This window comes from Caecibacteroides pullorum (genome assembly GCF_019239235.1).
Classification (GTDB): Bacteria; Bacteroidota; Bacteroidia; order Bacteroidales; family Bacteroidaceae; genus Bacteroides; species Bacteroides pullorum.
On sequence record NZ_JAAZTS010000007.1, the window covers coordinates 59,941 to 82,389 of the forward strand.

At 57.9% G+C, this 22,449-nt stretch carries 17 protein-coding genes; all 17 read left to right on the forward strand.

Annotated features, from left to right (window positions below):
* Window positions 1-47 precede the first annotated feature (47 nt).
* Complete coding sequence (locus HF894_RS06830; RefSeq protein WP_246593165.1) at window positions 48-1,001, forward strand: hypothetical protein; 954 nt, start codon at window positions 48-50, stop codon at window positions 999-1,001.
* Window positions 1,002-1,144: 143 nt separating this feature from the next.
* Window positions 1,145-2,395, forward strand: coding sequence for an efflux RND transporter periplasmic adaptor subunit (locus HF894_RS06835; protein WP_021846577.1), 1,251 nt, complete (start codon window positions 1,145-1,147; stop codon window positions 2,393-2,395).
* Window positions 2,396-2,511: 116 nt separating this feature from the next.
* Entirely contained in the window at window positions 2,512-3,816 is a 1,305-nt protein-coding gene (locus tag HF894_RS06840) for an ABC transporter permease (RefSeq protein WP_204971964.1), read from the forward strand.
* Between the two features lie 6 nt (window positions 3,817-3,822).
* On the forward strand, window positions 3,823-5,133 hold the full coding sequence (locus HF894_RS06845) for an ABC transporter permease (RefSeq protein WP_204971966.1): 1,311 nt from the start codon (window positions 3,823-3,825) through the stop codon (window positions 5,131-5,133).
* Window positions 5,134-5,627: 494 nt separating this feature from the next.
* Entirely contained in the window at window positions 5,628-6,947 is a 1,320-nt protein-coding gene (locus HF894_RS06850) for an ABC transporter permease (protein WP_204971968.1), read from the forward strand.
* A 153-nt stretch (window positions 6,948-7,100) separates the two neighbouring features.
* Window positions 7,101-8,405, forward strand: coding sequence for an ABC transporter permease (locus HF894_RS06855; protein WP_204971970.1), 1,305 nt, complete (start codon window positions 7,101-7,103; stop codon window positions 8,403-8,405).
* 153 nt (window positions 8,406-8,558) lie between these two features.
* Entirely contained in the window at window positions 8,559-9,224 is a 666-nt protein-coding gene (locus HF894_RS06860; RefSeq protein WP_204972044.1) for an ABC transporter ATP-binding protein, read from the forward strand.
* A gap of 30 nt (window positions 9,225-9,254) precedes the next feature.
* Window positions 9,255-9,881: a GIN domain-containing protein gene (locus HF894_RS06865; protein WP_204971972.1), complete on the forward strand. Its 627-nt coding sequence runs from the start codon at window positions 9,255-9,257 to the stop codon at window positions 9,879-9,881.
* 83 nt (window positions 9,882-9,964) lie between these two features.
* Complete coding sequence (locus tag HF894_RS06870) at window positions 9,965-11,257, forward strand: ABC transporter permease (RefSeq protein ID WP_204971973.1); 1,293 nt, start codon at window positions 9,965-9,967, stop codon at window positions 11,255-11,257.
* 27 nt (window positions 11,258-11,284) lie between these two features.
* Entirely contained in the window at window positions 11,285-12,541 is a 1,257-nt protein-coding gene (locus HF894_RS06875) for an ABC transporter permease (protein ID WP_204971976.1), read from the forward strand.
* Between the two features lie 36 nt (window positions 12,542-12,577).
* Window positions 12,578-13,861, forward strand: a complete 1,284-nt coding sequence (locus tag HF894_RS06880) for an ABC transporter permease (RefSeq protein WP_204971978.1) — start codon at window positions 12,578-12,580, stop codon at window positions 13,859-13,861.
* A 332-nt stretch (window positions 13,862-14,193) separates the two neighbouring features.
* Complete coding sequence (locus HF894_RS06885) at window positions 14,194-15,492, forward strand: FtsX-like permease family protein (protein ID WP_204972045.1); 1,299 nt, start codon at window positions 14,194-14,196, stop codon at window positions 15,490-15,492.
* A gap of 30 nt (window positions 15,493-15,522) precedes the next feature.
* The gene (locus HF894_RS06890; protein WP_204971980.1) at window positions 15,523-16,872 is read left to right on the forward strand and encodes an ABC transporter permease; all 1,350 of its coding nucleotides are present in this window, start codon (window positions 15,523-15,525) and stop codon (window positions 16,870-16,872) included.
* 2 nt (window positions 16,873-16,874) lie between these two features.
* Complete coding sequence (locus HF894_RS06895; RefSeq protein WP_204971983.1) at window positions 16,875-18,128, forward strand: ABC transporter permease; 1,254 nt, start codon at window positions 16,875-16,877, stop codon at window positions 18,126-18,128.
* Window positions 18,129-18,164: 36 nt separating this feature from the next.
* Window positions 18,165-19,655, forward strand: a complete 1,491-nt coding sequence (locus tag HF894_RS06900) for a TolC family protein (RefSeq protein ID WP_204970163.1) — start codon at window positions 18,165-18,167, stop codon at window positions 19,653-19,655.
* Between the two features lie 39 nt (window positions 19,656-19,694).
* The gene (locus HF894_RS06905) at window positions 19,695-21,047 is read left to right on the forward strand and encodes a sigma-54-dependent transcriptional regulator (RefSeq protein ID WP_021846963.1); all 1,353 of its coding nucleotides are present in this window, start codon (window positions 19,695-19,697) and stop codon (window positions 21,045-21,047) included.
* A gap of 12 nt (window positions 21,048-21,059) precedes the next feature.
* A complete protein-coding gene (locus HF894_RS06910; RefSeq protein WP_204971985.1) occupies window positions 21,060-22,382 on the forward strand; it encodes a sensor histidine kinase in 1,323 nt (440 codons plus the stop codon).
* Window positions 22,383-22,449: the final 67 nt, after the last annotated feature.

Sequence of the window (22,449 nt, forward strand, 5' to 3'; positions counted from 1 at the left end):
GAAGAAAGCGCGGGACGGTTCATGCCCCTTGGCGCATCGGATTCTTCATGCCTCATTTTTTATTCTTCATTTTATTCTTTTTTTCTTCCTGTCATTACTCCCGCCCCAATCTGGAAGACGAAGGCCTGTCGCAGCAGATGCGCGACTCGCTGACCTACCTGTACGAACGACACTATACGTGGGACACCAATCTGGAGGTGAAGACCGACTCCGTCCAGCTGGAGCTTCTGCCCGTGAAAGGGGCTTACTACCAGCTGCATAAGGGCGACCGCGTAGTAGTAGCCGAGTTTGCTGTCCATCCGGCCGACTCGATAGACTCCGTCTGGGTGAAGCTGGCCCACTCGCAGGAGGTACAGGGGTGGCTGCGCGAAGTCGACCTGAAGCGCGCCTTTGTGCCTACGGACAGCATTTCGCAGGCCATCTACGTGTTCAGCGACACGCATGCTTCGTACTTCATCGTGGTTTTTGCCATCTTTGTGGCCGTCTGGCTGGTACGCGTATTCCGACGCAAGCAGTTGCAGCTGGTTTACTTCAACGACATCGACAGCCTTTATCCCCTGGCGCTTTGCTTGCTGATGGCTTTCTGTGCGACGGTCTACGAGTCGATACAGGTTTTTGCACCCGACACGTGGGAACACTATTATTACAATCCCACGCTTTCGCCTTTCAAGGTGCCCTTCGTGCTTTCGATGTTTCTGGTGGGGCTGTGGCTGTTTCTGGTTGTACTGCTGGCCGTGCTCGACGACCTTTTCCGCCAGCTTTCGCCCGCGGCAGCGGTGTTCTACCTGCTGGGACTGGCTTCGTCGTGTATCTTCTGTTATTTCTTCTTTATCCTGACTACGCACATCTACGTGGGCTATGTCTTTCTGGCGGCTTTTATCTGGATCTTCATCGGAAGACTGAAGCATTCGCTTCATTCGCCCCGCTACCGTTGCGGCCGTTGCGGCGGCAAGCTGATGCACAAGGGTGTGTGTCCGCATTGTGGAGCTGTGAACGAGTGAAACTGTCCGCCCGAAATCGGACACCTGTCCGAAAATGAACACCTCTGAATAATGACTTATCTTTGAAAATCAGTGAATTGTGGTTTTGGCATAATAGTTGTGGGCTGTGTATGGATTGAAACAGCTAATTCAAAATTATTGCCATGGATAGAGAAATTCCCAAAGAAGAGCGCCGTAGAGAGCGCAACAAGAAACTGATTCGTTATGGTGTAGCAGGAGTCGCAGGCGTGGTGGTGCTCAGTGTGCTCATTTCGCTGATGCGGACAGGCGTGAAAGAGAAAGATCTGGTGTTTTCTACCGTAGACCAGGGGACCATCGAGGTCAGTGTCAGCGCCTCGGGCAAGGTGGTGCCTGCCTTCGAAGAAATTATCAATTCGCCCATCAATACGCGCATCCTCGAGGTGTACAAAAAGGGAGGTGACAGTGTGGATGTAGGTACGCCCATCCTGAAGCTGGACCTGCAGAGCGCCGAGACCGAATACAAGAAGCAACTCGACGAGGAACAGATGAAACGCTACCAGCTGGAGCAGCTGGAGGTGAACAACAGCACTTACCTGAGCGACCTGGAGATGCAGGTGAAGGTGTCTGAGATGAAGCTGAACCGCATGGAGGTGGAGCTGCGCAACGAACGTTATCTGGACAGCCTGGGATCAGGAACGACCGACCGTGTGCATCAGGCGGAACTGAACTTCAAGACGGGCAAACTGGAGCTGGAGCAGTTGCGTCAGCAGCTGGCCAACGAGCGTAAGGTGAAAGCCGCCGACCTGAAGGTGAAGCAGCTGGAGTATGAGATCTTCCGCAAGAGCCTGGCCGAAACCAAACGTACGCTGGACGATGCGCAGGTACGCTCGCCCCGCAAGGCCATCCTTACCTATATTAATAACCAGATTGGCGCGCAGGTAGGCGAGGGCACGCAGATAGCCGTCATCTCCGACTTGAGCCACTTCAAGGTGGAGGGCGAGATAGCCGATACTTACGGCGACCGTGTGGCAGCCGGCGGGCGGGCCATCGTGAAGATAGGCAGCGAGAAGCTGGAAGGGCAGGTGAGCAGCGTCACCCCGCTTTCGAAGAACGGTGTCATCTCCTTCACCGTGCAGTTGGAGGACGACAGTAACCGCCGCCTGCGTTCGGGCCTGAAGACCGATGTCTATGTGATGAACGCCGTGAAGGAAGACGTGATGCGTGTGGCCAACGCTTCGTACTATGTGGGCCGTGGCGAATACGACCTCTTTGTGCGCGACGGCGAGGGCCAGCTCGTGAAGCGCAAGGTGCAGCTGGGCGACTCCAACTTCGAATATGTCGAAGTAGTTTCGGGCCTTAAGCCGGGCGACCAGGTGGTCGTCAGCGACATGAGCCAGTATAAGAACAAGAACAAGCTGAAACTGAAAGACTGACCCACCGCAAGTTGTACCCGAAAGTACCCCACGAGTGGGGTATAAAAGCACTTCATTCGTGGGGTGCACCGGCCGGAAAACAATGGGAATGGAACAAACTAAAAGTACATACAGATATGCTGAAAAACTACTTTAAACAAGCCTGGACCCTGATGCGGCAGAACCGCCTCTTTACAGGCATCTATGTGGTGGGCACGGGCCTGTCCATTGCGCTGGTGATGACACTGTTCATCATCTTCTACGTCAAGTTCGGCCCCGTCTACCCCGAGTATAACCGCGACCGCACGCTGGTGGTGAAGCCGATAAAGCGCTACCCGAAGGGCAAGCCCGAGAACTGGAACATCTACGGCGGCGTGGCCTACTATGTGGTGGACCAGATGCTGCCGGGGTTGCCTCATGTGGAGCAGGTGGCGGGCAGTGTGATTGATTTTTGGGGAGATTATCAGGTGTCTGCCACAGACGTAAAGCCCTTCAAAGCTACTCCCCGTTTTGCCAACGGCGCTTTCTGGAAAGTCTTTTCCTTCCGTTTTGTTGACGGCCAGCCATTCACGCAGGAAGATGTGGAGGCCAAGGCGCAAGTGGCCGTCATCGGTGAGTCGCTGGCCAAGCGGTTGTTTGCCGCCGTCGAGGGAGTGACGGGCAGGCACTTCGCTTTCAACGGGCGCGACTACCGCGTGTGTGGCGTGGTGCGGGATGTTTCCAATGCCACACCCGAAACGGCAGGCGACCTGTGGCTGCCCTTGCTCAATGCGCAGTATATCTCCAAGGAGCTGGACAGGCAGGGATTGCTGGGCAATGTGTTTGTATCGCTGCTGGTGGACGATGCGGAGAACTTCGAAGCCGTGCGCAGCGAGGTGCAGGGTGTGTTCCGGCGCTATACCCTGCAGGACAAGGATTATGAATACGACCTGATGGGGCAACCCGATCCATACTGGCTCAGCACTTTCCGCCAGGATGTGGAGAAGGCGCCCGACACGATGGAACTGGCCAAGGACTTCCTCTACATCCTGCTGGCCCTGCTCTTCATCCCTGCCTTGAATCTGAGTGGCATGATTTCCTCGCGCATGGACAGCCGCATTGCCGAGCTGGGCATCCGCAAGGCTTACGGGGCTACGCGCCGCCGCCTGCTGGAGCAGGTGCTCTGCGAGAACCTGTTGCTCACGTTGCTGGGCGGTCTGGCAGGCCTGTTGTTCTCCTACCTGATTGTGCTGACGGCCAGCGACTGGATTCTGACGCTGTTCGACAAGAACATCTACGACACTTCGCTCTCCACGTCGCTCACGCCCGAGATGCTGTTCAATCCCGCCGTGTTCGGCTGCGCGCTGGCCGTGTGTGTGGTGCTCAATGTGGTGTCGGCCCTCGTGCCCGCGCTGGGGGCGATGCGTCACCCGATTATGGAATCGTTGAATACGAAAAGATAAAATCTCATGCTTCAAACCATCTTACATCAACTATGGAACCAGCGTCGTCAGAACGGCTGGATATTCCTGGAACTGCTGGTCGTCAGTTTCTTCCTTTGGACTGTTATCGACCCTATCTATGTATTGACCGCCAACCATGCCATCGACCGTGGCTACGACCCCGAGGGGCTTTACGTGGTGAACATCGGCATGTACGACGAGACGAACGGCAACTTCGACCCCGACATGGCTTCCGACTCGATGAACCTGGTGGCCTACACGCGCCTGGCCCGCATCGTGCGCGAGCAGCCCGAAGTGGACAGCTGGGCCATTGCCGGCAATCAAAGTTTCCCCAACAGTAGCTTGTGGAGCGGTACGCAGGTCTTTGCCGACACCGCCTCCCTGCATCGGGAGGAGGGCTATGTGCATGCCCAGTCCTACAGCTTTGTAGCCCTCGACGGCAGCAACCTGCTCCGCACCTACGGCATGAAGGATGCCCGTACGAGCGGTGACATCCGCTTGCCTGAGCAGGTGGAGGACAAGGCATTCATTTCCGAACGGCTGGCGCAACGCCTTTTTGGTACGGCCGATGCCGTGGGGAAGAAAGTCTACCAAAGCGAGGATGCTTTGGAGGTAGCTGGTGTATTCCGTGACTTCAAGCACCGCGACTACGAGCAGCCTTATCCGCTCATTGTCACCATGTACAGCGAGATGTACGGAAGCCAATATATGCCGTGGTGGTACAATTTTGTTATCCGTCTGAAGCCGGGTGTGGACGTATCGGCTTTCAAGCAGCGTTTCCAGCAGGAAGTGGCACCGCAACTCTCTGTAGGCAACTTCTACTTCGACAGTCTGAAGGAATTTTCGGAACTGAGCGAGGACTATGCCATGAAGAGTGGTGTCACCAACAAGCTCCGCCTGCAATACGCCCTGACGGGTTTCGCCCTGCTCTGCATCTTCCTGGGCATGGTGGGCACCTTCTGGATACGCAGCAACGCCCGTCGCGGCGAGATTGGAGTGATGCGCAGCATGGGCGCTTCGCAAGGGTGCATCGTGCGGCAGTTCCTCCTCGAAGCCTGGCTGTTGCTGACGGTGGCCTTCGTGCTGGTCATTCCCTTCCTGCTCTATCATGCCCATGTCAACGGCCTGTACACGGTAGAGATGAATGACAAGTTCGTGCCCAATCCCGCCTACGGGCAAAACCGTTTCGGCTTCCACTTCACCGTGGTACTGGCACTCAGTTACGTTGTTCTGATGCTGATAGCGCTGGTCGGAACGTATGTCCCTGTGCGCCGTGCGGCCCGTACGCTGCCGGTAGAGGCGTTGAGGGATGAATAAAGCCTCAGCCCCGAAGCAAGGGGAAGCGGCAGGCCGAAACTCGGGAGTTTTGCCCCATCCGAGACGGCGGACGGCATGAAACTCGGGAGTTTCTACCCGTCAACCGTGGTAAACGGGGCAAAACTCGGGAAAGTCGCCCGAAAACCGCGGTAAATGGCATGAAACTCGGGAGTTTCTACCCGTCAACCGTGGTAAACAGGGCAAAACTCGGGAGTTTCTGCCCGTCAACCGTGGTAAACGGGGCAAAACTCGGGAAAGTCGCCCGAAAACCGCGGTAAACGGCTCGAAACTCGGGAGTTTCTGCCCGACAACCGCGGTGGATGCGGAGGCTGGACCGAATGGATGATGGATTTTGAGGGGCGTCGGCTGGCGACACTTCGTCTGACAGCCCCGCACGATAAAGGATATATTATAGAATGTAACAAATAAAATGACCGCCCTATCCTTCCCCCATCCTTTTGGGAGAGGGGCCGGGGATGAGGCTTTTGATGATTATGCTAAAGACCTATTTCAAACAAGCCCTTGCGTTGTCCAGGCAGAACTGCCTGTTCAGTACGCTCTACATTGCCGGCACGGGGCTGGCTATCGCCATGACGGTTGTGATGGCGCTGGTTTATTACGTGAAGCTGGCACCTGTGTACCCCGAGGAGAACCGGGCGAACATCTTGTACCTCACTAGCGCCAGTTTCCATTCGGATGAGAAGAAATCGACGTGGCAGTCCGGCTTGTCCTATCAGGCTCTTCAGGACTGGGTGTATCCGCTGAAGAACGTGGTGGCGGTGTCGGCCCGGTTGGAAAACGACATGGAGGAGAGCGGCTACATCCAGCCCGCCGACCGCAGCGGTGATTTCCGTCCGGCGGTGAAGCTGGTGGACCCTGCCTTCTTCCGCATCTATCCGCTCCGTTTTCTGGAGGGGCATCCGTTTACCGAAGCCGACTTGGAGAGCGGCATCCGCGAGGCCGTCATCTCCGACGATCTGGCCCGCCGCCTGTTCGGCACCGTCGAGGGAGTCGTGGGGCGTTCGTTCTCGCTGGACTATGTGAATTGTCGGGTCTGCGGCGTGGTGCGCGGTGCCAGCTTCCTCACCTCGCAGTCGTATGCGCAGGTCTACCTGCCTTATTCGACCGCCCCGAACTACAGAAAAGCGCTTGCCGCCTACTTCCCCTATTGCGGCGGCTTTTCCGTCACTTTCCTGGTGAAGGACGGGGCGCAGGCCGATGCCCTGCGGGCGGAAATCGCGGACGTGACGAGGCGGCTGAACCTGCAGAACAAGGAGCAGTGGCAGATGGAGCTATGGAAGCAGCCCACTTCGCACTGGTTGAGCGTCTTCCAGAGCTATCCGTCGGACGCCAGCTTCAACCCCTGGAAGACGGTGGCCTATCTGGTTGTTGTGGTGCTGGTGCTCCTGCTCGTGCCCGCGCTCAACCTGAGCGGCCTCATTGCCAGCCGCATGGAGAGCCGCTTGGCCGAGATGGGCGTGCGCAAGTCGTTTGGTGCGGGCAGGAGGGTGCTGCTCTCGCAGGTGATGTGGGAGAACTTCTTCCTGACGCTGGCGGGCGGTTTGCTGGGCCTGATACTGGCCTGGACCACCGTCTACCTGAGCCGCGAATGGATCTTCACGCTGCTCAACGACTGGATGGTGGAGGCTCCGCAGGATGCCAACGTCTACGTGTCGGGCGAGATGCTTTTCGCGCCTGCCGTCTTTGGCATCGCCTTCCTACTCTGTCTGGCGCTGAACCTGCTGTCGGCCCTTCTGCCGGCGTGGATGTCGCTCCGCAAACCGATTGTGTATTCGCTGTATGAGAAAAGATAATTATTTAATGAAGAATGAAGAATTAAGAATGAAGAATTGCCATGCGGATGCTGACATTGACATTCCTCATTCGTATAAATTCTTCATTCCTCATTTCTATAAATTCCTCATTCGTATAAATTCTTCATTTTTCATTCTTCATTCTTCATTTTTATGTTTACCCTTATCTTGAAAACCCTATGGGCCCGTCGCCGCCGCAACGGCTGGCTGCTGGCCGAACTGATACTGGTCGCTGTCCTTTCGTGGAGCATCTTCGACCCCGTCATTGTGGTGACCTACGACCGTCACCTCCCGCTTGGCTACGATGCCGACCGCCTCTGCATGGTGTCCGTCGGTATGTTGCAACCGCAGGCGCCGGGCTATGATGCCCAGGCTACCGACTCTGCCTCGATGATGCAGGCGTATCTGAATATCGTGGAACGTGCCCGCCAGCATCCCGATGTAGAGCAGGCCACTCCCGTACTTTCTTTCATATATCCCGGTTCGCAAGGAAGCAGTACTTCCACCCTGATGGCAGAAGGTGATACAGTGGGACTCGACCTTATGTATGTTGAGTTTCTGCCACATACCCATTTCTTTGAAACATTCGGCTTCAGGCCCGTGCAGGGCAGCATGACGCCCGAAGAATTGTCGGACCATACGTATGGCGGGATGAATGTTGTATTGAGTGAGTATGCACAGGAAGCCTTGTTTCACACCCGTGTTTACAACAAGAATCTGCGTTGCTGGATGACGAACGAGACGGATACGATCTATTTGCCCGTTGTCGTAGGTGCGGTAGGAACTTTCAAGTACACCAATGACTGGCGTCCTGTTCCTGTCGCCTTCGAGCCGATATTGCATCCCGATATTCTTTCCAGTGTGAACGATATGCACGTAGTCATCCGTTTGAAGGAGGGTGTCAGCATGGACCGCTTCCTGCATGAGTTCCGTCCTTGGATGGTTCGCCAGATGCGGGTTGGTAACCTTTATGCACGCGATTTGCAGTCGTACGACAGCATCAACCGGATCAGTGAGTTTGGTACTGCGACGTCACTCTATCGCCGCAACCTGAGTATAGCCCTGTTCTTCCTTGTCAACCTCTGTTTAGGTGTTGTCGGTACCTTCTGGCTACAGACCCGTACACGGCGCGAGGAGGTAGGCATCATGCTGTCCTACGGTGCTACGCCGCGCCGCATCCGGCTCCAGTTGCTGGGCGAAGGTGTGGTGCTCACGACGATAGCTACCCTGATAGGCTGCTTCCTCTACCTGCAATACGGGCTCAGCGAGGGACTGAGCAAGGGCAGCGCCTGGATGAAGAGTACCATGCCCTGCTGGGTGGACCACTTCGGGCAGCACTTCGCCATCGTGTCGCTCATCATCTACCTCATTCTGCTGGTTGTGGTGCTGGTGGGTATTTACATCCCGGCCCGCCGCATCAGCAGCATTCCGCCTACCGAGGCGTTGAGAGACGAGTGAAATCGTACGCTAAAAACGGACAGGGTGTTCATTTTCGGACACCCTTCTTTTTGCTAAAATACAGATAATCAGTGATGCGTGATTTTGGCACGACTTTTGAATTAAGTTCACCACAGAGAATACAATAACTATAAACAACATACAATTATGGACATGATCAAATTAACAGGTATCAACAAGATTTACCGTACAGACGAGATTGAAACACAGGCATTGGAGAACGTGAACCTGACTGTAGAGCAGGGGGAATTCCTCAGCATCATGGGACCTTCGGGTTGTGGCAAGTCCACGTTGCTCAACATCATGGGGCTGCTCGACACACCCACCAGCGGCACCATCGAAATAGCCGGTACCCGCGTGGAGGGTATGAAAGATAAGGAACTGGCTGCTTTCCGTAACCAGAACCTGGGCTTCGTCTTCCAGTCGTTCCATCTGATCAACTCGCTCAACGTGATAGACAATGTGGAACTTCCGCTGCTCTACCGTAAGGTCTCTGCCAAGGAACGCCGTCGTCTCGCCGAAGAGGTGTTGAGGAAGGTGGGCCTCAGCCATCGTATGCGCCACATGCCCACGCAGCTTTCCGGCGGTCAGTGCCAGCGTGTAGCCATCGCCCGCGCCATCATCGGTAATCCTGAGATTATCCTCGCCGACGAGCCGACAGGTAACCTGGACTCGAAGATGGGTGCCGAGGTCATGGACCTGCTGCATCAGTTGAATGAGGAAGACAAGCGTACCATCGTCATGGTGACGCACAACGAAGACCAGGCCAAGCAGACGAGCCGCACGGTGCGCTTCTTTGACGGTCGCCAGATAGGATAACGCATAACAAACCGACAAAACAGACAGACAATGAAAACAAACATTATAGGAATCATGATTGCACTGGTACTGGCATTTGCCGCGGCAGTAGGCGCATGGGCGCAGGACGGGAAGGTGAGCGAAGTGCGCAAAGTGAACGGCTTTTCTTCCATCAAGATAACATCGGTGGCCAATGTCATTTTCACGCAGGGCGACCGGTATTCGCTCCGCCTGGAGGGCAAGGAGAAATGGGTGAAGCTTACCACCACCGAGGTGAAAGGCGGTTGCCTGATCATCGCTTTCAAGAAGGGGGAGAAGAGATCTGTCAAGAACATTGACGGCCTGAAGCTCTATGTCACCGCTCCCACGCTGGAGGAGGTTGAGCTGACCGGCGTGGGCAGCTTGGAGTGTAAGGAGCCTTTGAAGCTGGACGACTTCACGCTTCGCATCAACGGCGTAGGCTCTGCCGAAGTGGCCGACCTGACCTGTAGCCGCTTCACCGTCAGCCTGAACGGAGTGGGCGATGCCGAGGTGAACGTTGATTGCGACTACCTGAAAGCACGCATGGGCGGCGTAGGTAGCCTGGAACTGAAGGGGAGTGCCGATGAGGCCGACATATCGCGCAGCGGCATCGGCAGTGTGAATACGAAACGATTAAAAATTAAGAATGAAGAATGAGGAATGAAGAATTGGCTCTTCCTATGCCACCTTTCTTATTCATTAAATTCTTCATTCTTCATTCATAATTCTTCATTAAAAAGATGATCAAGCAATATTTTCAACAAGCCTGGGCGCAGCTCCGCCAGCAGCCGCTCATCAGCGGGGTGACGGTGGCGGGTACGGCCCTTTCCATCTTCCTCATCATGCTGGTGGTGATGATGCAACAGGTGCAGGTCGAACCTTTTGCGCCCGAAAGCAACCGCGACCGCTTCCTGCACGTGAAGTGGGGCAGCATCACTAACGAAGCGTGGGGCGACAGCAACAGCAACGGTCCGTGGAGCGCAGCTTCGCTGAAAGAAATCTACGGCAAGCTGACGACGCCCGAGGCCGTCACCGTCTATGTGGTATATTCTCTGCCCAAGCCGGTCAGCCTGCCCGGCCAGCCCACTACGGCGGTCGATGTGCGCGAGACGGACAGCCAGTTCTGGACGGTGTTCGACTTCGCCTTCACCGACGGTAAGCCTTTCGATCAGGCCACGTTCGATGCCGGTCGACCGGTGGCCGTCATCACCGAAAGTGTGGCGCGCCTGCTGTTTGGTACGACGAAGGCCGTGGGAAAAGAATTCCTGCTGGCCCATGCGCCCTATCGGGTGTGCGGCGTGGTGAAGGACGTATCGACGCTGGCCGAAACGGCCTACGCGCAGGTATGGATTCCTTATACCTCGACCGACCAGGTGAACAACACGTGGGAGAACGACCTGATGGGCCAAATGAGTTGCACCATCCTGGCCCGCGACCGCAGCGACTTCCCCGCCATCCGCGAGGAGGCTGCCCGCCGGTTGGATGAATTCAATAAGGTGATAGGCGAGAACGGCTATCGAATCATCAACCGCAACCGTCCCTACGACCAGGAGAAGAACGCCCTGACAGCCGGCGCCAATGTGGAGCCGGATGTGACGGCTGCCCGCTGGACCCGTTTCATCATCTTCCTCATCCTGCTCATCGTGCCTGCCATCAACCTGAGCAGCATGACGCAGAGTCGCCTGCGCCGTCGCGTGGCGGAGATCGGGGTGCGCCGTGCCTTTGGCTGCACGCGCATGGAACTGCTGGGGCAGATACTGGGCGAGAATTTCATCGTCACCCTGCTGGCAGGTGTGCTGGGGCTGATAATCAGCCTGCTCTTTGCCTTCCTGCTGGGCGATACCCTCTTTGTGCAGGACTGGACTACTGCGCTCAATCCGCCCGTGGTCGATGCCTCCATCCTGATACATGCCTCCACTTTCGGCTGGGCGTTGCTCTTTTGCTTCGTGCTCAACTTGCTCAGCACCGGCATTCCCGCCTGGCGGGCGTCGCGGATGAATATCGTGGAGGCGATTAACGGCAAGGCGCAGTGATGTGAATGTATAAAATAGGATTACATTATGAACAAGAAACTATTTACCCAAATACGCAACGAGTGGCGCAGCAACCTGTGGCTGGCGCTGGAGTTGCTGGTGGTGAGCGTGGTGATGTGGTACATCATCGACCTGCTTTACTGCCGCCTGGCCACCTATATGGAGCCGCGCGGCTTCGATACGGAGCATTGCTACCTGATAACCATGGGCGTGCTCACCGACAAGAGTCCCGACTATACCCCCTATAGCGATACCCACAAACAGACCGACGAAGTGCGCGAGCTGGTGGAACGCCTGCGCCGCCGCCCCGAGGTGGAAGCGGTCAGCCTGTCGCAAAATTCCTATCCTTATAATGGTAGCAACGGCTCTGCGGAAGTGGATTACGACACGCTTCATGCGCCCCGTTGGACCATCCGCCGCATTGTGACGCCCGACTTCGTACGCGTGTTCCGTTACCGGGGGGCGCGTGGCGAGACGCCCGAGCAGCTGGCTGAAATATTGGAGCGGGGAGACTTCCTGGCTTCGGACAACCTGTATCGCAAGTACAGCGTCCCGATGACGTCGCTGGTAGGCAAGAAGGAATTCTATCTGTTCGGGGACACAACCCAAACGTTTCGCCTGGGCGCCGTCTTGCAGAATGTGCGCTACGACGACTTCAGTCAGGCACGTTCCAGCTATTCCATGGTGTTCAACATGAACCTGCTGGACGAAGGGTGGTGGAACGCCGACCGCGAGCTCTGCGTCCGCGTCCGTGCCGACCGGGACCAGAACTTTATGGAGAACCTGAAGGCCGACAGCGAGAAGCAGTTCCGCATTGGTAATCTCTACATCAGCGACGTCAGGAGCTTCAAGGACATCCGTCACAGCTTCCAGCAAGGCGAGACCAGCCAGATGCGCAACTTGGTTGTGGGTATGGGCTTCCTGCTGCTGAACATCTTCCTGGGACTGCTCGGTACGTTCTGGTTCCGCACGCAGCAACGGCGCGGCGAGATTGCCCTGCACAAGGCGATGGGCGCCACGGACGGTGCGGTGTTCGGCCGCCTGATGAGCGAAGGCATGTTCTTGCTGCTGATCGTCACCGTGCCTGCCATCATTATCGACGTCTTATTGGCCCATTTCGAGTTGAACAGCTGGCGCAACGGCACTACGCTGGAGTGGACGCGCCTGGCTTTCTGCGTCGCCGCCACGTTTGTCCTCATCGCCGCCATGATCGGTATCGGTATCGGGCTTCCTGCCCGTCGTGCCATGAAGGTACAGCCGGCGGAGGCGTTGCACGATGAGTAAGGCCTCTAACTATTAACCGTTAATCACTCGCTGAACATGATACGATTCTATATTCAACAAGCTATTTATCACCTGCGCGAGAATCCCGTCGTCAGCTGGATCTCCGTGCTGGGCACGGCGCTGTCCATCTGCATGATCATGGTCATCGTCATCACCCTGCGCGTGCGGACGGCGGACTGCGAGCCGGAAGTGAACCGCAGCCGCTCGCTCTACGTGCCCAACATGTCCTACCGTGCCAAGGGCGACCTGAGCGGCAGCTCTGCCAACTCGAGCATGTCGGTACAGACCGGGCGCGAATGCTTCAAGGCGCTGACTACGGCCGAGGCTGTCACCCTGGCGTCGAACCCCGGCAAGGTGCGCGTTTCGCTGCCCGCCGGTGCCAAGCTGTCGGCCGACATGGTGCAGACCGACGAGGACTTCTGGCAGGTTTTCCGCTTCCGCTTCCTCGACGGCAAGCCCTTCACGACGGCCGACGTGAGCAGCGGACTGCCCCGCGCCGTCATCGCCGCTTCGGTGGCGCGCCGCCTGTTCGGGCGGACGGACGTCAGCGGGCAGCACGTGGAGCTGAACCACGTGGACTTCCAGGTGTGCGGCGTGGTGGCCGACGTCTCCATGCTGGCCACCGACGCCTACGCCCAAGTGTGGATACCTTATACGGCCGGCAACGCGGAGGCCAACTCGTGGGGCTACAACCTGATGGGGCCGATGCGCGCTGTCATCCTGGCCCGCAGCCGGGCGGACTTCCCCGCCATCCGCGAGGAGTGCGAGCGCCTGCGACAGAAGTACAACGATGCGCAGGAGGGCGTGGAGGTGTTCTACCGCGGCCAGCCCGACACGCAGTTCACCCACCTCTATCGCACGTGGAGCCAGGAGCCCGACGTGCAGGGCGTGGTGCTGCGCTACGTCGTGGTGATGCTCATCCTGCTCATCGTGCCTGCCATCAACCTCTCGAGCATGACCCTCTCGCGGATGCGCCGGCGGATGGCGGAAATCGGAGTGCGCAAGGCCTTCGGCGCCACGGCGAACGAACTGATGCGGCAGGTCTTCCTGGAGAACCTGCTACTGACCTGCCTGGCGGGCCTGCTGGGGCTGGCGCTGAGCTACGCCGCCACCTTCGTGCTGAACGGCTTCCTCTTCGGCAACTCTACCAACGCCTATCTGGCGGGCGAGACCAGCCTGACGGCGGGCGCCCTGCTCAGCCCCTGGATTTTCCTGGCGGCCTTCCTCTTCTGCCTGCTGATGAACCTGCTCAGCGCGGGCATCCCCGCCTGGCGCGCCTCGCGGATGAACATCGTGGAGGCCATCAACGGGAAGCGGTAGGCGGACAGGCCGAAACTCGGGAGTTTCTACCCGTCAACCGTGGTGGATGGGGCAAAACTCGGGAGTTTCGCCCGAAAACCGTGGTGGACGAGGCAAAACTCGGGAGTTTCTACCTGTCAACCGTGGTAAACGGGGCAAAACTCGGGAGTTTCTGCCCGTCAACCGTGGTAAACGGGGCAAAACTCGGGAGTTTCTGCCCGTCAACCGTGGTAAACGGGGCAAAACCCGGGAGTTTCCGCCCGACAACCGCGGCGGACGCGGAGACTTGACAGAATGGATTACTAATTTTCCCCCTCCCCACAGCGGGAGGGGGGCGAACGAAAGAAACGATGATGAAAAAACTCTTTACTCAACTGCGAAACGAATGGCGCGGCAACTTTTTCCTCGCGCTGGAACTGCTGGTGGTCTTCGTGGTGCTGTGGTACATCGTGGACTGGTGCTGCGTGACGGCGCGCGTCTACTTCGCCCCGATGGGCTTCGACACGCGCCACTGCTACTGCCTGATGGTGAACCGCCTGACGCCGAACTCCGCCCTCTACACGCCCGGCCGCACCGTGGGCGACGACATGGACGACCTGCTGGAGATAGCCGAGCGCCTGCGCCACCGTCCCGGCGTGGAGGCGGTGGCCATCTCGCAGAACTGCATCCCCTACGGCGACGGCAGCAACGGCATTGAGGCCTTCGTGGACACGGTGCCCGTCTACGCCATGCTACGCCTGACGCAGCCCGACTACATGCGCCTGTTCCGCATCCGCGGCGTGGCCGTGCAGGGCGCCGACGGGCGGACGGTGTACACCGCGAGCTCCGACTCGCTGGCCGCCGTGCTGGGGCCGGGCACGATGGTCCTCTCGCGCAACGCGGCGGCGGACTGCGACGCCCTGGGTCGGCCCGACGCCACGGAGCTGCTGGGCCGCCGGCTGTCCTTGTGGAAGCCGGACACTGACAACAGCCTGCGTGTGGCGGGCGTTGCCGAGCCCATGCGCTGGAACCATTTCACGACCGCCGACCAGTGGGGCGGACCCTTCCTGGCGACGGACTTCCCGCGCGAGGTGATGGTGGAGTACGAGAACCCCGCCTACCTGCAACTGAGCGTGCGCGTCACGCCCGAGGCCGACCACGGCTTCGCCGAGACGCTCATGGCCGAGGCCGACCGCCTCTACCGCGTGGGCAACGTCTACGTGCTCGACGTCCTCTCGTTCGACCAGCTGCAGCACATCGAGGAGCTGGAAGACGTCAACGAAGTCAAGACGCAGCTCTGCATCCTGGGCTTCCTGCTGCTGAACATCTTCCTGGGCGTGGTCGGCACCTTCTGGTTCCGCACGCAGCACCGCCGTCAGGAGGTGGCGCTCCGTATGGCGATGGGCAGCACGCGGCGGGGCATCTTCCTCCGCCTCGTGGCCGAGGGCCTGTTGCTGCTCACGCTGGCCGCCGTGCCTGCCGCCCTTGTGGCGCTGAACCTCGGCGTGGCGGAGCTGGTGGACGTCGGCCGATTGCCCTTCGACGCGCCGCGCTTCGTGCTCGCCCTCGCGCTCTCGTGGCTGCTGATGGCGCTGATGATTGTCGTGGGCGTATGCTATCCCGCCCGCCGCGCCATGCAGGTTCAGCCCGCCGAGGCGCTGCACGACGAGTAATCATGAATCTCTGATAAACCGCTTTTTGACATGAAACATTCTTTGTTACACAACCTGCGTTCGTTCTTCCGCCTGCTGGGCCAGCACCGCTTCTACACGGCGGTGTGCGTGGTGGGTACGGCAGTCACCATCGCCTTCGTTATGGTAGTGGTCATGGTCTATGACTTCCGTACGGCGGACGTGGCTCCTGAAACCCGACGCAGCCGTGTGCTCTACAACTACGGCACCCAATGCATGCGTCCCGATGGTTCGAACATGTGGGGCTACCGCGCCTTGGGCCCCACCGCTTTCCATGCTTTTTTCGACAATCTGCCCGGCGTGGACGAGCTGACGTGGCATGGCGGACTGAGCAAAGCGGTCTGTGCTTTGCCCGCTTCGTCCGACCGCCGGTCGGTGATGCTTCGTGCCGTGGCTGCCAACTGGTTCGACTTCTTTCGCTACCGTTTCGTGGCGGGCCGTCCCTTCACACAGGCTGAATACGATGCCGGTCGCGCCGCTTTCGAGCAGGCCGATGACGAGTGGCGGCTCGTCCGCAATCGTGAGGACGGCGTGGTGCGGCGTTTCATTGTCATCAGCGAGCGCCTGGCACGCCAGCTGTACGGCGGAGCCGCCGAGGCGGTGGGCAAGCAGCTGTTGCTGGATTTCCAGGAGGCTCGTGTAGTGGGCGTGGTGGCCGACGTCAGCTCCATCTTTCAGACCGCTTACGCCGATGTCTGGGAGCCCTTCACCCTGATGAATGAGGACAACCTCGATCCGAACCTCGCCACTGCGGGTCTGATAGGCTTTCGCTATGCCGTCCTCCACCTGTCGCCCGGCACATCGGCGGCCGCCGTCCGCGCCGAGGTAGACCGCCGCCTGGCACAGCTCAACAGTCAGGGCCTGGAATACATTCTGAAGGATCCGAAGCTCTATACGCATACGGAATACACTTTTTTCCGCGACGGTAACATCAGTGCGGGACTGGTCTACGCCCTGCTGTTGGTAGTGTTGCTGGTCGTTCCCGCGGTGGGCATCTCGGGGCTGGTCCATGCCCAGATGCAGAGCCGCCTGGGCGAGATTGCCATCCGCAAGGCGTATGGTGCTTCGAATGCCAACATCATCGGCCACCTCTTCATCGAGAGTCTGGGCACCACGCTGATAGGTGGCGTGCTGGGCTACGCCCTGTCGTGTGTCTTGGTCGTGGCGGGTGGCACGTGGCTGTTCGGCACGGGTGGTGTCGAGTTGCAGGGCATTGTGCTAGGAAGCGACCTGCTGCTGCGTCCGTCGTTGTTCTTGGCAGTGCTGGCGGCGTGCCTAGTCTTCAATGCGCTGTCCACCCTGCTCCCGGCCTGGATGGCGGTGCATCGCAGTATTTCGTACACATTAACCGGAGGAGAATAAACATGTGGAGACAATTGTTCAATCAGATATGGAATCAGCGCCGCGCCAACGTCTGGCTGTGGACGGAGCTGTGCATCGTGACCGTACTGCTGTGGTATGGTATCGATCTGGTCTATAACTACGAAGGGGCGGCCTGGCAGCCCAAGGGCTACGACACCTCGTGCGTCTTCGACCTGACGGTGGCAACGAAGCCCCTGGAGGTCATCAACGACGCCGACAACCGGCGGGCGGGCGAGGACTTCACCTACCTGTACAATCTGATCAAGGATTATCCCGGCGTGGAGGCCGTCTGCGCCTACCATGGCAGCATTCCCTATACGGACGACGCCATGTTCGAGGGTTATGCACCGCACAGCGACTCGACGCACGTGGTGCACAGCTACATCCGCTACGTCACGTCCTCTTACTTCGACGTGTTTCGCCTGAAGCCTTTGGCCGGGCAGCCCGACGAGGCGCACTGGTCGCCTGCCGAATATCCCATGCCGGTATGGATGAGTGCCGACCTGGCCGATTCGCTGTTTCATCTGCCCAATGTGGCCGACGCCGTGGGCAAGACCTGCTTTAACCCTTACTTCTTGAAGTCGGCCCGCCCGCAGACCAATTATCGTGTGGCAGCCGTCCTGCCCCGCCACAAGCTGAGCGACTACGAACGCTACGAGCCGTTCATCTATCTGCCTGCCCAGAAGGCTCTCTTCTGGCAGAACGTGGCGATACGTGTCGCGCCCGACCAGGTGGCCGGTTTCGCCGAGCGTTTCCGCCGCGACATGCAGCCTGTGTTCGACCGTGGCATCTTCTACCTGAACACCATTCGTTCGTACGACGACATGAAGGCGGCCTACGACGTGCAGCAGGGCACGGTGAACTACCTGAACACGGTCTATGCCGTGGCGGCCTTCTTCCTGTTCAACGTCTTCCTGTGCGTCTTTGCCACATTTTGGTACCGCACGCGCAAGCGCCGTTGCGAGGTGGCGCTCCGCATGGCGATGGGCAGTAACCGTCAGTCGGTGATGGCCTATTTCCTGTTGGAGGGTCTTCTGCTCCTGTTGATGACTGCCGTGCCCGCCTTGGTCATCGCTTTCAATATCCAGTTGGCTGACCTGACCGTTCACACGCTGATGGATGCGACGGGCGGGCGTTTTGCAGGCTGCTTTGGTTTGGCACTGTTACTGATGGCACTGATTATCATGGTCGGCATCTGGTATCCCGCCCGTCAGGCCATGAAGATACAGCCCGCCGAGGCGCTGCACGATGAATAACTTTTGCTAACGATTAATAGTATATATGATATGAGAATGAAATTCTGTTTCCTGTTGATGACATGGGTGCCGCTGGCATCTTTCGCCGCCGCTCCTGCTGCTGCCGACAGTGTGCATCATCGTCCCATCACGCTGGATGAGGCTATCCTGCTGGCTCGCGTGCAGAGTGTGGACGCAGCTGTGGCCCTGAACGAACTGAAAACCGCCTACTGGGAGTACCGCACCTTCCGTGCCGACTTGTTGCCGGAAGTGAACCTGACGGCTACCCTACCTTCGTATAACAAGAGCTATAACTCCTACCAGCAGGACGACGGTTCGTACACCTTCGTGCGTAACAACTACATGCAGATGAGCGGCCAGCTTTCTATCGACCAGAATATCTGGCTGACGGGCGGTACGCTCTCACTGAACACGTCGCTTGACTTCCTGCGCCAGATGGACGGCACCGTGGGCAACCGCTTCATGTCCGTGCCTCTGGCATTGACGCTGAACCAGCCCATCTTCGGCGTGAATACCATTAAGTGGGACCGCCGTATCGAGCCCGTGCGTTACGCCGAGGCGAAGGCAGCCTTCCTCAGTGCCACGGAGGAGGTGACGATGACCACCATCAACCACTTCTTCAACCTTCTGCTGGCCCGCGAGAACGTTAACATCGCCCGTCAGAATCTGGCCAACGCCGAGAAGCTTCACGAGGTGGCGAAGGCCAAGCGCCGCATGGGACAGATCAGCGAGAACGATCTGCTGCAGCTGGAGCTGAACGTGCTCGATGCCCGCTCCACGTTGACTTCGAACGAAAGCTCGCTGAAGAGCAACATGTTCGCCCTGCGCTCGTTCCTGGCCTTGGGCGAGGACGAGGAGTTGGAACCTGTGGTGCCCGACTCTGTGCCCGATGTCCTGCTCAACTATGACGAGGTGCTGGACAAGGCGTTGAAAAACAATTCTTTTGCCCACAACATTCGCCGCCGTCAGTTGGAGGCCGATTACGAGGTAGCCAAGGCAAAGGGCAACATGCGCGAAATCACCCTCTTCGCTCAGGTGGGCTTTACGGGTACGGACAATCGCTTCGACAGTGCTTATCGCCGTCTGAAAGACAATCAGGTGGTGGAGGTGGGCTTTAAGATACCCATTCTGGACTGGGGCAAGCGTCGCGGTCAGGTGAAGGTGGCACAGAGCAACCGCGAGGTGACCGAGAGCAAGCTGCGCCAGGAGTCGATGAACTTCAACCAGAACATCTTCATCCTGGTAGAGCAGTTCAACAACCAGCAGGCCCAGCTCCACCTGGCCGACGAAGCCGACCGTATCGCCCGCAAGCGTTACCACACCAACGTGGAGACTTTCCTCATCGGCAAAATCTCCACCCTCGACCTGAACGACTCACAGACACAGAAGGACGAGGCGCGTCGCAAGCACATCACCGAGCTGTTCTACTACTGGTACTATTACTACCAGCTGCGCAGCCTGACGTTGTGGGATTTCGTGGCCGGCACGGGTATCGATGCTGACTTCGACAAGATTGTGCGCCGATGAGGCGGCGGTTCGCGGAATAATGTTTATTTTTGCGCCATTATGATACTAATTGTAGATGACGACAGTGCCATCCGTTCTTCGCTTAGCTTCATGCTTAAGCGGGCGAAGTACGAGGTGAAGGCGGTCTCCGGTCCCAAGGAGGCCATTGAGGCGGTGCGTTCCACCACGCCGCAACTCATTCTGATGGATATGAATTTCAGCCTCTCCACCAATGGTCAGGAGGGGTTGACCTTGTTGAAGCAAGTCAAGCTATTCTGCCCCCAGACGCCTGTGATTCTGATGACGGCATGGGGCAGTATTCCTCTGGCCGTGCAGGGCATGCAGGCAGGAGCCTTCGACTTCATCACCAAGCCGTGGAACAACGCGGCCCTGATGCAGCGCATCGAGACAGCCCTTGAACTAACGGCAGGAGGACAGGAAGCCGACGAGCCCCTGACGGACAACGACGGCTTTGACCGCAGCCACATCATCGGACGCAGCAAGGCGTTGATGGACGTGTTGGCCACGGTAAAGCGCGTGGCACGGACGAACGCCTCCATCCTGGTGACGGGCGAGAGCGGTACGGGTAAGGAGCTGATAGCCGAGGCGGTGCATCGCAATAGTCCTCGACGTGGCAAGCCTTTTGTCAAGGTCAACCTGGGCGGTGTGTCGCAGACGTTGTTCGAGAGCGAGATGTTCGGCCACAAGAAGGGCGCTTTCACCGATGCTGTGTCCGACCGTAAGGGACGCTTCGAACTGGCCGACAAGGGTACCATCTTCCTCGACGAGATTGGCGAACTCGACCTCTCGTGCCAGGTGAAACTCCTGCGTGTGCTTCAGGAGCAGACCTTCGAGCCGTTGGGTGACAGTCAGCCTCGCAAGGTGGATGTCCGCGTGGTTTGTGCCACCAACGCCGACCTGGAGCAGATGGTGCGTGAGCATACCTTCCGCGAAGACCTTTTCTATCGCATCAACCTGATAACGGTTCACTTGCCAGCTTTGCGTGAACGGCGTGAAGACATCCCTCTGCTGGCCCGCCATTTTATAGAAAAACGTTGCCAGACTGATGGTTTCGCACCCGTCCGCCTGACTGACGATGCTTTGGACTACCTGAGCAGCCTGCCCTATCCGGGTAATATTCGCGAACTGAAGAACTTTGTGGAGCGGACGTTGCTGGTATGTGGCAAGGAGGTGTTGACGGCAGACGACTTCAAGCAGCAGTACCATCCTACAAGTGCACCGCAGACCGTCTCCCTGCAAGGCATGACGCTCGAGGAGATGGAGCGGCAAACCATCCTTCAGGCTCTCGAAAAGCATGGGAACAACCTTTCGCAGGTGGCCCAAGCCTTGGGCATCAGCCGTGCGGCACTCTATCGCCGTCTGGAGAAATACGGTATCAGCACCAACGATTAATCCTGCTGTGCCATGCGACTGAAAACCTTGTTCTTCCTCTTGGCCCTGCTGCTGATTGTGGTGTGGGGCATTCTGCTTATGCTGGCGCTTGAGTCGGGAAAGACCTTGTTCTACGTGGGCGAGGGAGTGACTACGCTCAGCCTGATAGTGTTGGTCTATTTCTATCGCAAGCTGGTGATGCCCCTCAACAGCATTGCCAACGGTATCGACCTGCTACGCGAGCAGGACTTCAGCAGTCGCCTCTCTAAAGTGGGGCAGGCGGAGGCCGATCGCATTGTGACCATGTTCAACGGCATGATGGACCAGCTGAAGAACGAACGCCTGCGCCTGCGTGAACAGAACCATTTTCTCGACCTGCTCATCAGCGTGTCGCCGATGGGCGTTATCATTCTCGACTTCGACGGCAAGGTGTCGATGCTGAATGCCGCCGCACTCCGTTTCTTGGGCTATACGTCGCAGACCGATTTGATTGGCAAAAACTTCAGTGCGCTTGATGCTCCGCTGGCAGAAGAAATCAACCGGCTGGACAAGGATTCTACCGATACCATTCGCCTGAACGACTCCATGATTTATCGCTGCTCGCGCCTTTCGTTTGTCGATCGTGGCTTCCCCCATCCGTTTATCCTCATCGAGAGTCTGACGTCGGAAGTGGTGAAGGCGGAAAAGAAAGCATATGAGAAAGTGATTCGTATGATAGCCCACGAGGTGAACAACACGACGGCGGGTATCACATCCACACTAGAGACCGTTAATGAAGCGCTGGAGGAGATGGACGACACCGCCGACCTACGCGACGTGATGAAGGTCTGTGTGGAGCGTTGCTATGGCATGAGCCGCTTCATCACCAACTTCGCCAACGTGGTGAAGATACCCGACCCGCAACTGGAGCAGGTGCGCCTGAACGATCGCGTGTCTGCCTGCAAGCGGTTTATGGAGACCATCTGCCGCGACCGCGACATCACCCTGCACAATGAATTGTGTGCAGACAATCCTTTGGTGTGGATGGATACTGTCCTCTTCGAACAGGTACTGGTGAACATCATCAAGAATGCGGCGGAAAGCATCGGCCGGTCGGGCGACATTTACATTCGCACGTCGGCCTCACCTGCCGTCTTGGAAGTGGCAGATACAGGTGCAGGCATCTCACGCGAGGTGGAGGCGAAATTGTTCAGTCCCTTCTTCTCTACCAAGCCCAACGGACAGGGCATCGGACTTATCTTTATCCGCGAAGTGCTCAGCAAGCATGGCTGTACGTTCTCGCTTCGCACCTGGCCCGACGGGCTGACACGTTTCCGCATCAATTTCCCTGAAAAGAAAGTTGGTGAAACATTATAAAATTTTCCCAGTTAAGAAATGGTTTTTTCTTAACTGGGAAAAAATAAATCCTTGACTGGGGAAGAAA

What these genes read in the sequence shown, in the direction of transcription:
- HF894_RS06890 (WP_204971980.1), top strand. Translation starts at nt 15,523, where the DNA reads ATGAAACATTCTTTGTTACACAACCTGCGTTCGTTCTTCCGCCTGCTG.
- HF894_RS06830 (WP_246593165.1), top strand. Translation starts at nt 48, where the DNA reads ATGCCTCATTTTTTATTCTTCATTTTATTCTTTTTTTCTTCCTGTCAT.
- HF894_RS06840 (WP_204971964.1), top strand. Translation starts at nt 2,512, where the DNA reads ATGCTGAAAAACTACTTTAAACAAGCCTGGACCCTGATGCGGCAGAAC.
- HF894_RS06895 (WP_204971983.1), top strand. Translation starts at nt 16,875, where the DNA reads ATGTGGAGACAATTGTTCAATCAGATATGGAATCAGCGCCGCGCCAAC.
- HF894_RS06865 (WP_204971972.1), top strand. Translation starts at nt 9,255, where the DNA reads ATGAAAACAAACATTATAGGAATCATGATTGCACTGGTACTGGCATTT.
- HF894_RS06855 (WP_204971970.1), top strand. Translation starts at nt 7,101, where the DNA reads ATGTTTACCCTTATCTTGAAAACCCTATGGGCCCGTCGCCGCCGCAAC.
- HF894_RS06850 (WP_204971968.1), top strand. Translation starts at nt 5,628, where the DNA reads ATGCTAAAGACCTATTTCAAACAAGCCCTTGCGTTGTCCAGGCAGAAC.
- HF894_RS06835 (WP_021846577.1), top strand. Translation starts at nt 1,145, where the DNA reads ATGGATAGAGAAATTCCCAAAGAAGAGCGCCGTAGAGAGCGCAACAAG.
- HF894_RS06860 (WP_204972044.1), top strand. Translation starts at nt 8,559, where the DNA reads ATGATCAAATTAACAGGTATCAACAAGATTTACCGTACAGACGAGATT.
- HF894_RS06845 (WP_204971966.1), top strand. Translation starts at nt 3,823, where the DNA reads ATGCTTCAAACCATCTTACATCAACTATGGAACCAGCGTCGTCAGAAC.
- HF894_RS06880 (WP_204971978.1), top strand. Translation starts at nt 12,578, where the DNA reads ATGATACGATTCTATATTCAACAAGCTATTTATCACCTGCGCGAGAAT.
- HF894_RS06905 (WP_021846963.1), top strand. Translation starts at nt 19,695, where the DNA reads ATGATACTAATTGTAGATGACGACAGTGCCATCCGTTCTTCGCTTAGC.
- HF894_RS06910 (WP_204971985.1), top strand. Translation starts at nt 21,060, where the DNA reads ATGCGACTGAAAACCTTGTTCTTCCTCTTGGCCCTGCTGCTGATTGTG.
- HF894_RS06875 (WP_204971976.1), top strand. Translation starts at nt 11,285, where the DNA reads ATGAACAAGAAACTATTTACCCAAATACGCAACGAGTGGCGCAGCAAC.
- HF894_RS06900 (WP_204970163.1), top strand. Translation starts at nt 18,165, where the DNA reads ATGAAATTCTGTTTCCTGTTGATGACATGGGTGCCGCTGGCATCTTTC.
- HF894_RS06870 (WP_204971973.1), top strand. Translation starts at nt 9,965, where the DNA reads ATGATCAAGCAATATTTTCAACAAGCCTGGGCGCAGCTCCGCCAGCAG.
- HF894_RS06885 (WP_204972045.1), top strand. Translation starts at nt 14,194, where the DNA reads ATGAAAAAACTCTTTACTCAACTGCGAAACGAATGGCGCGGCAACTTT.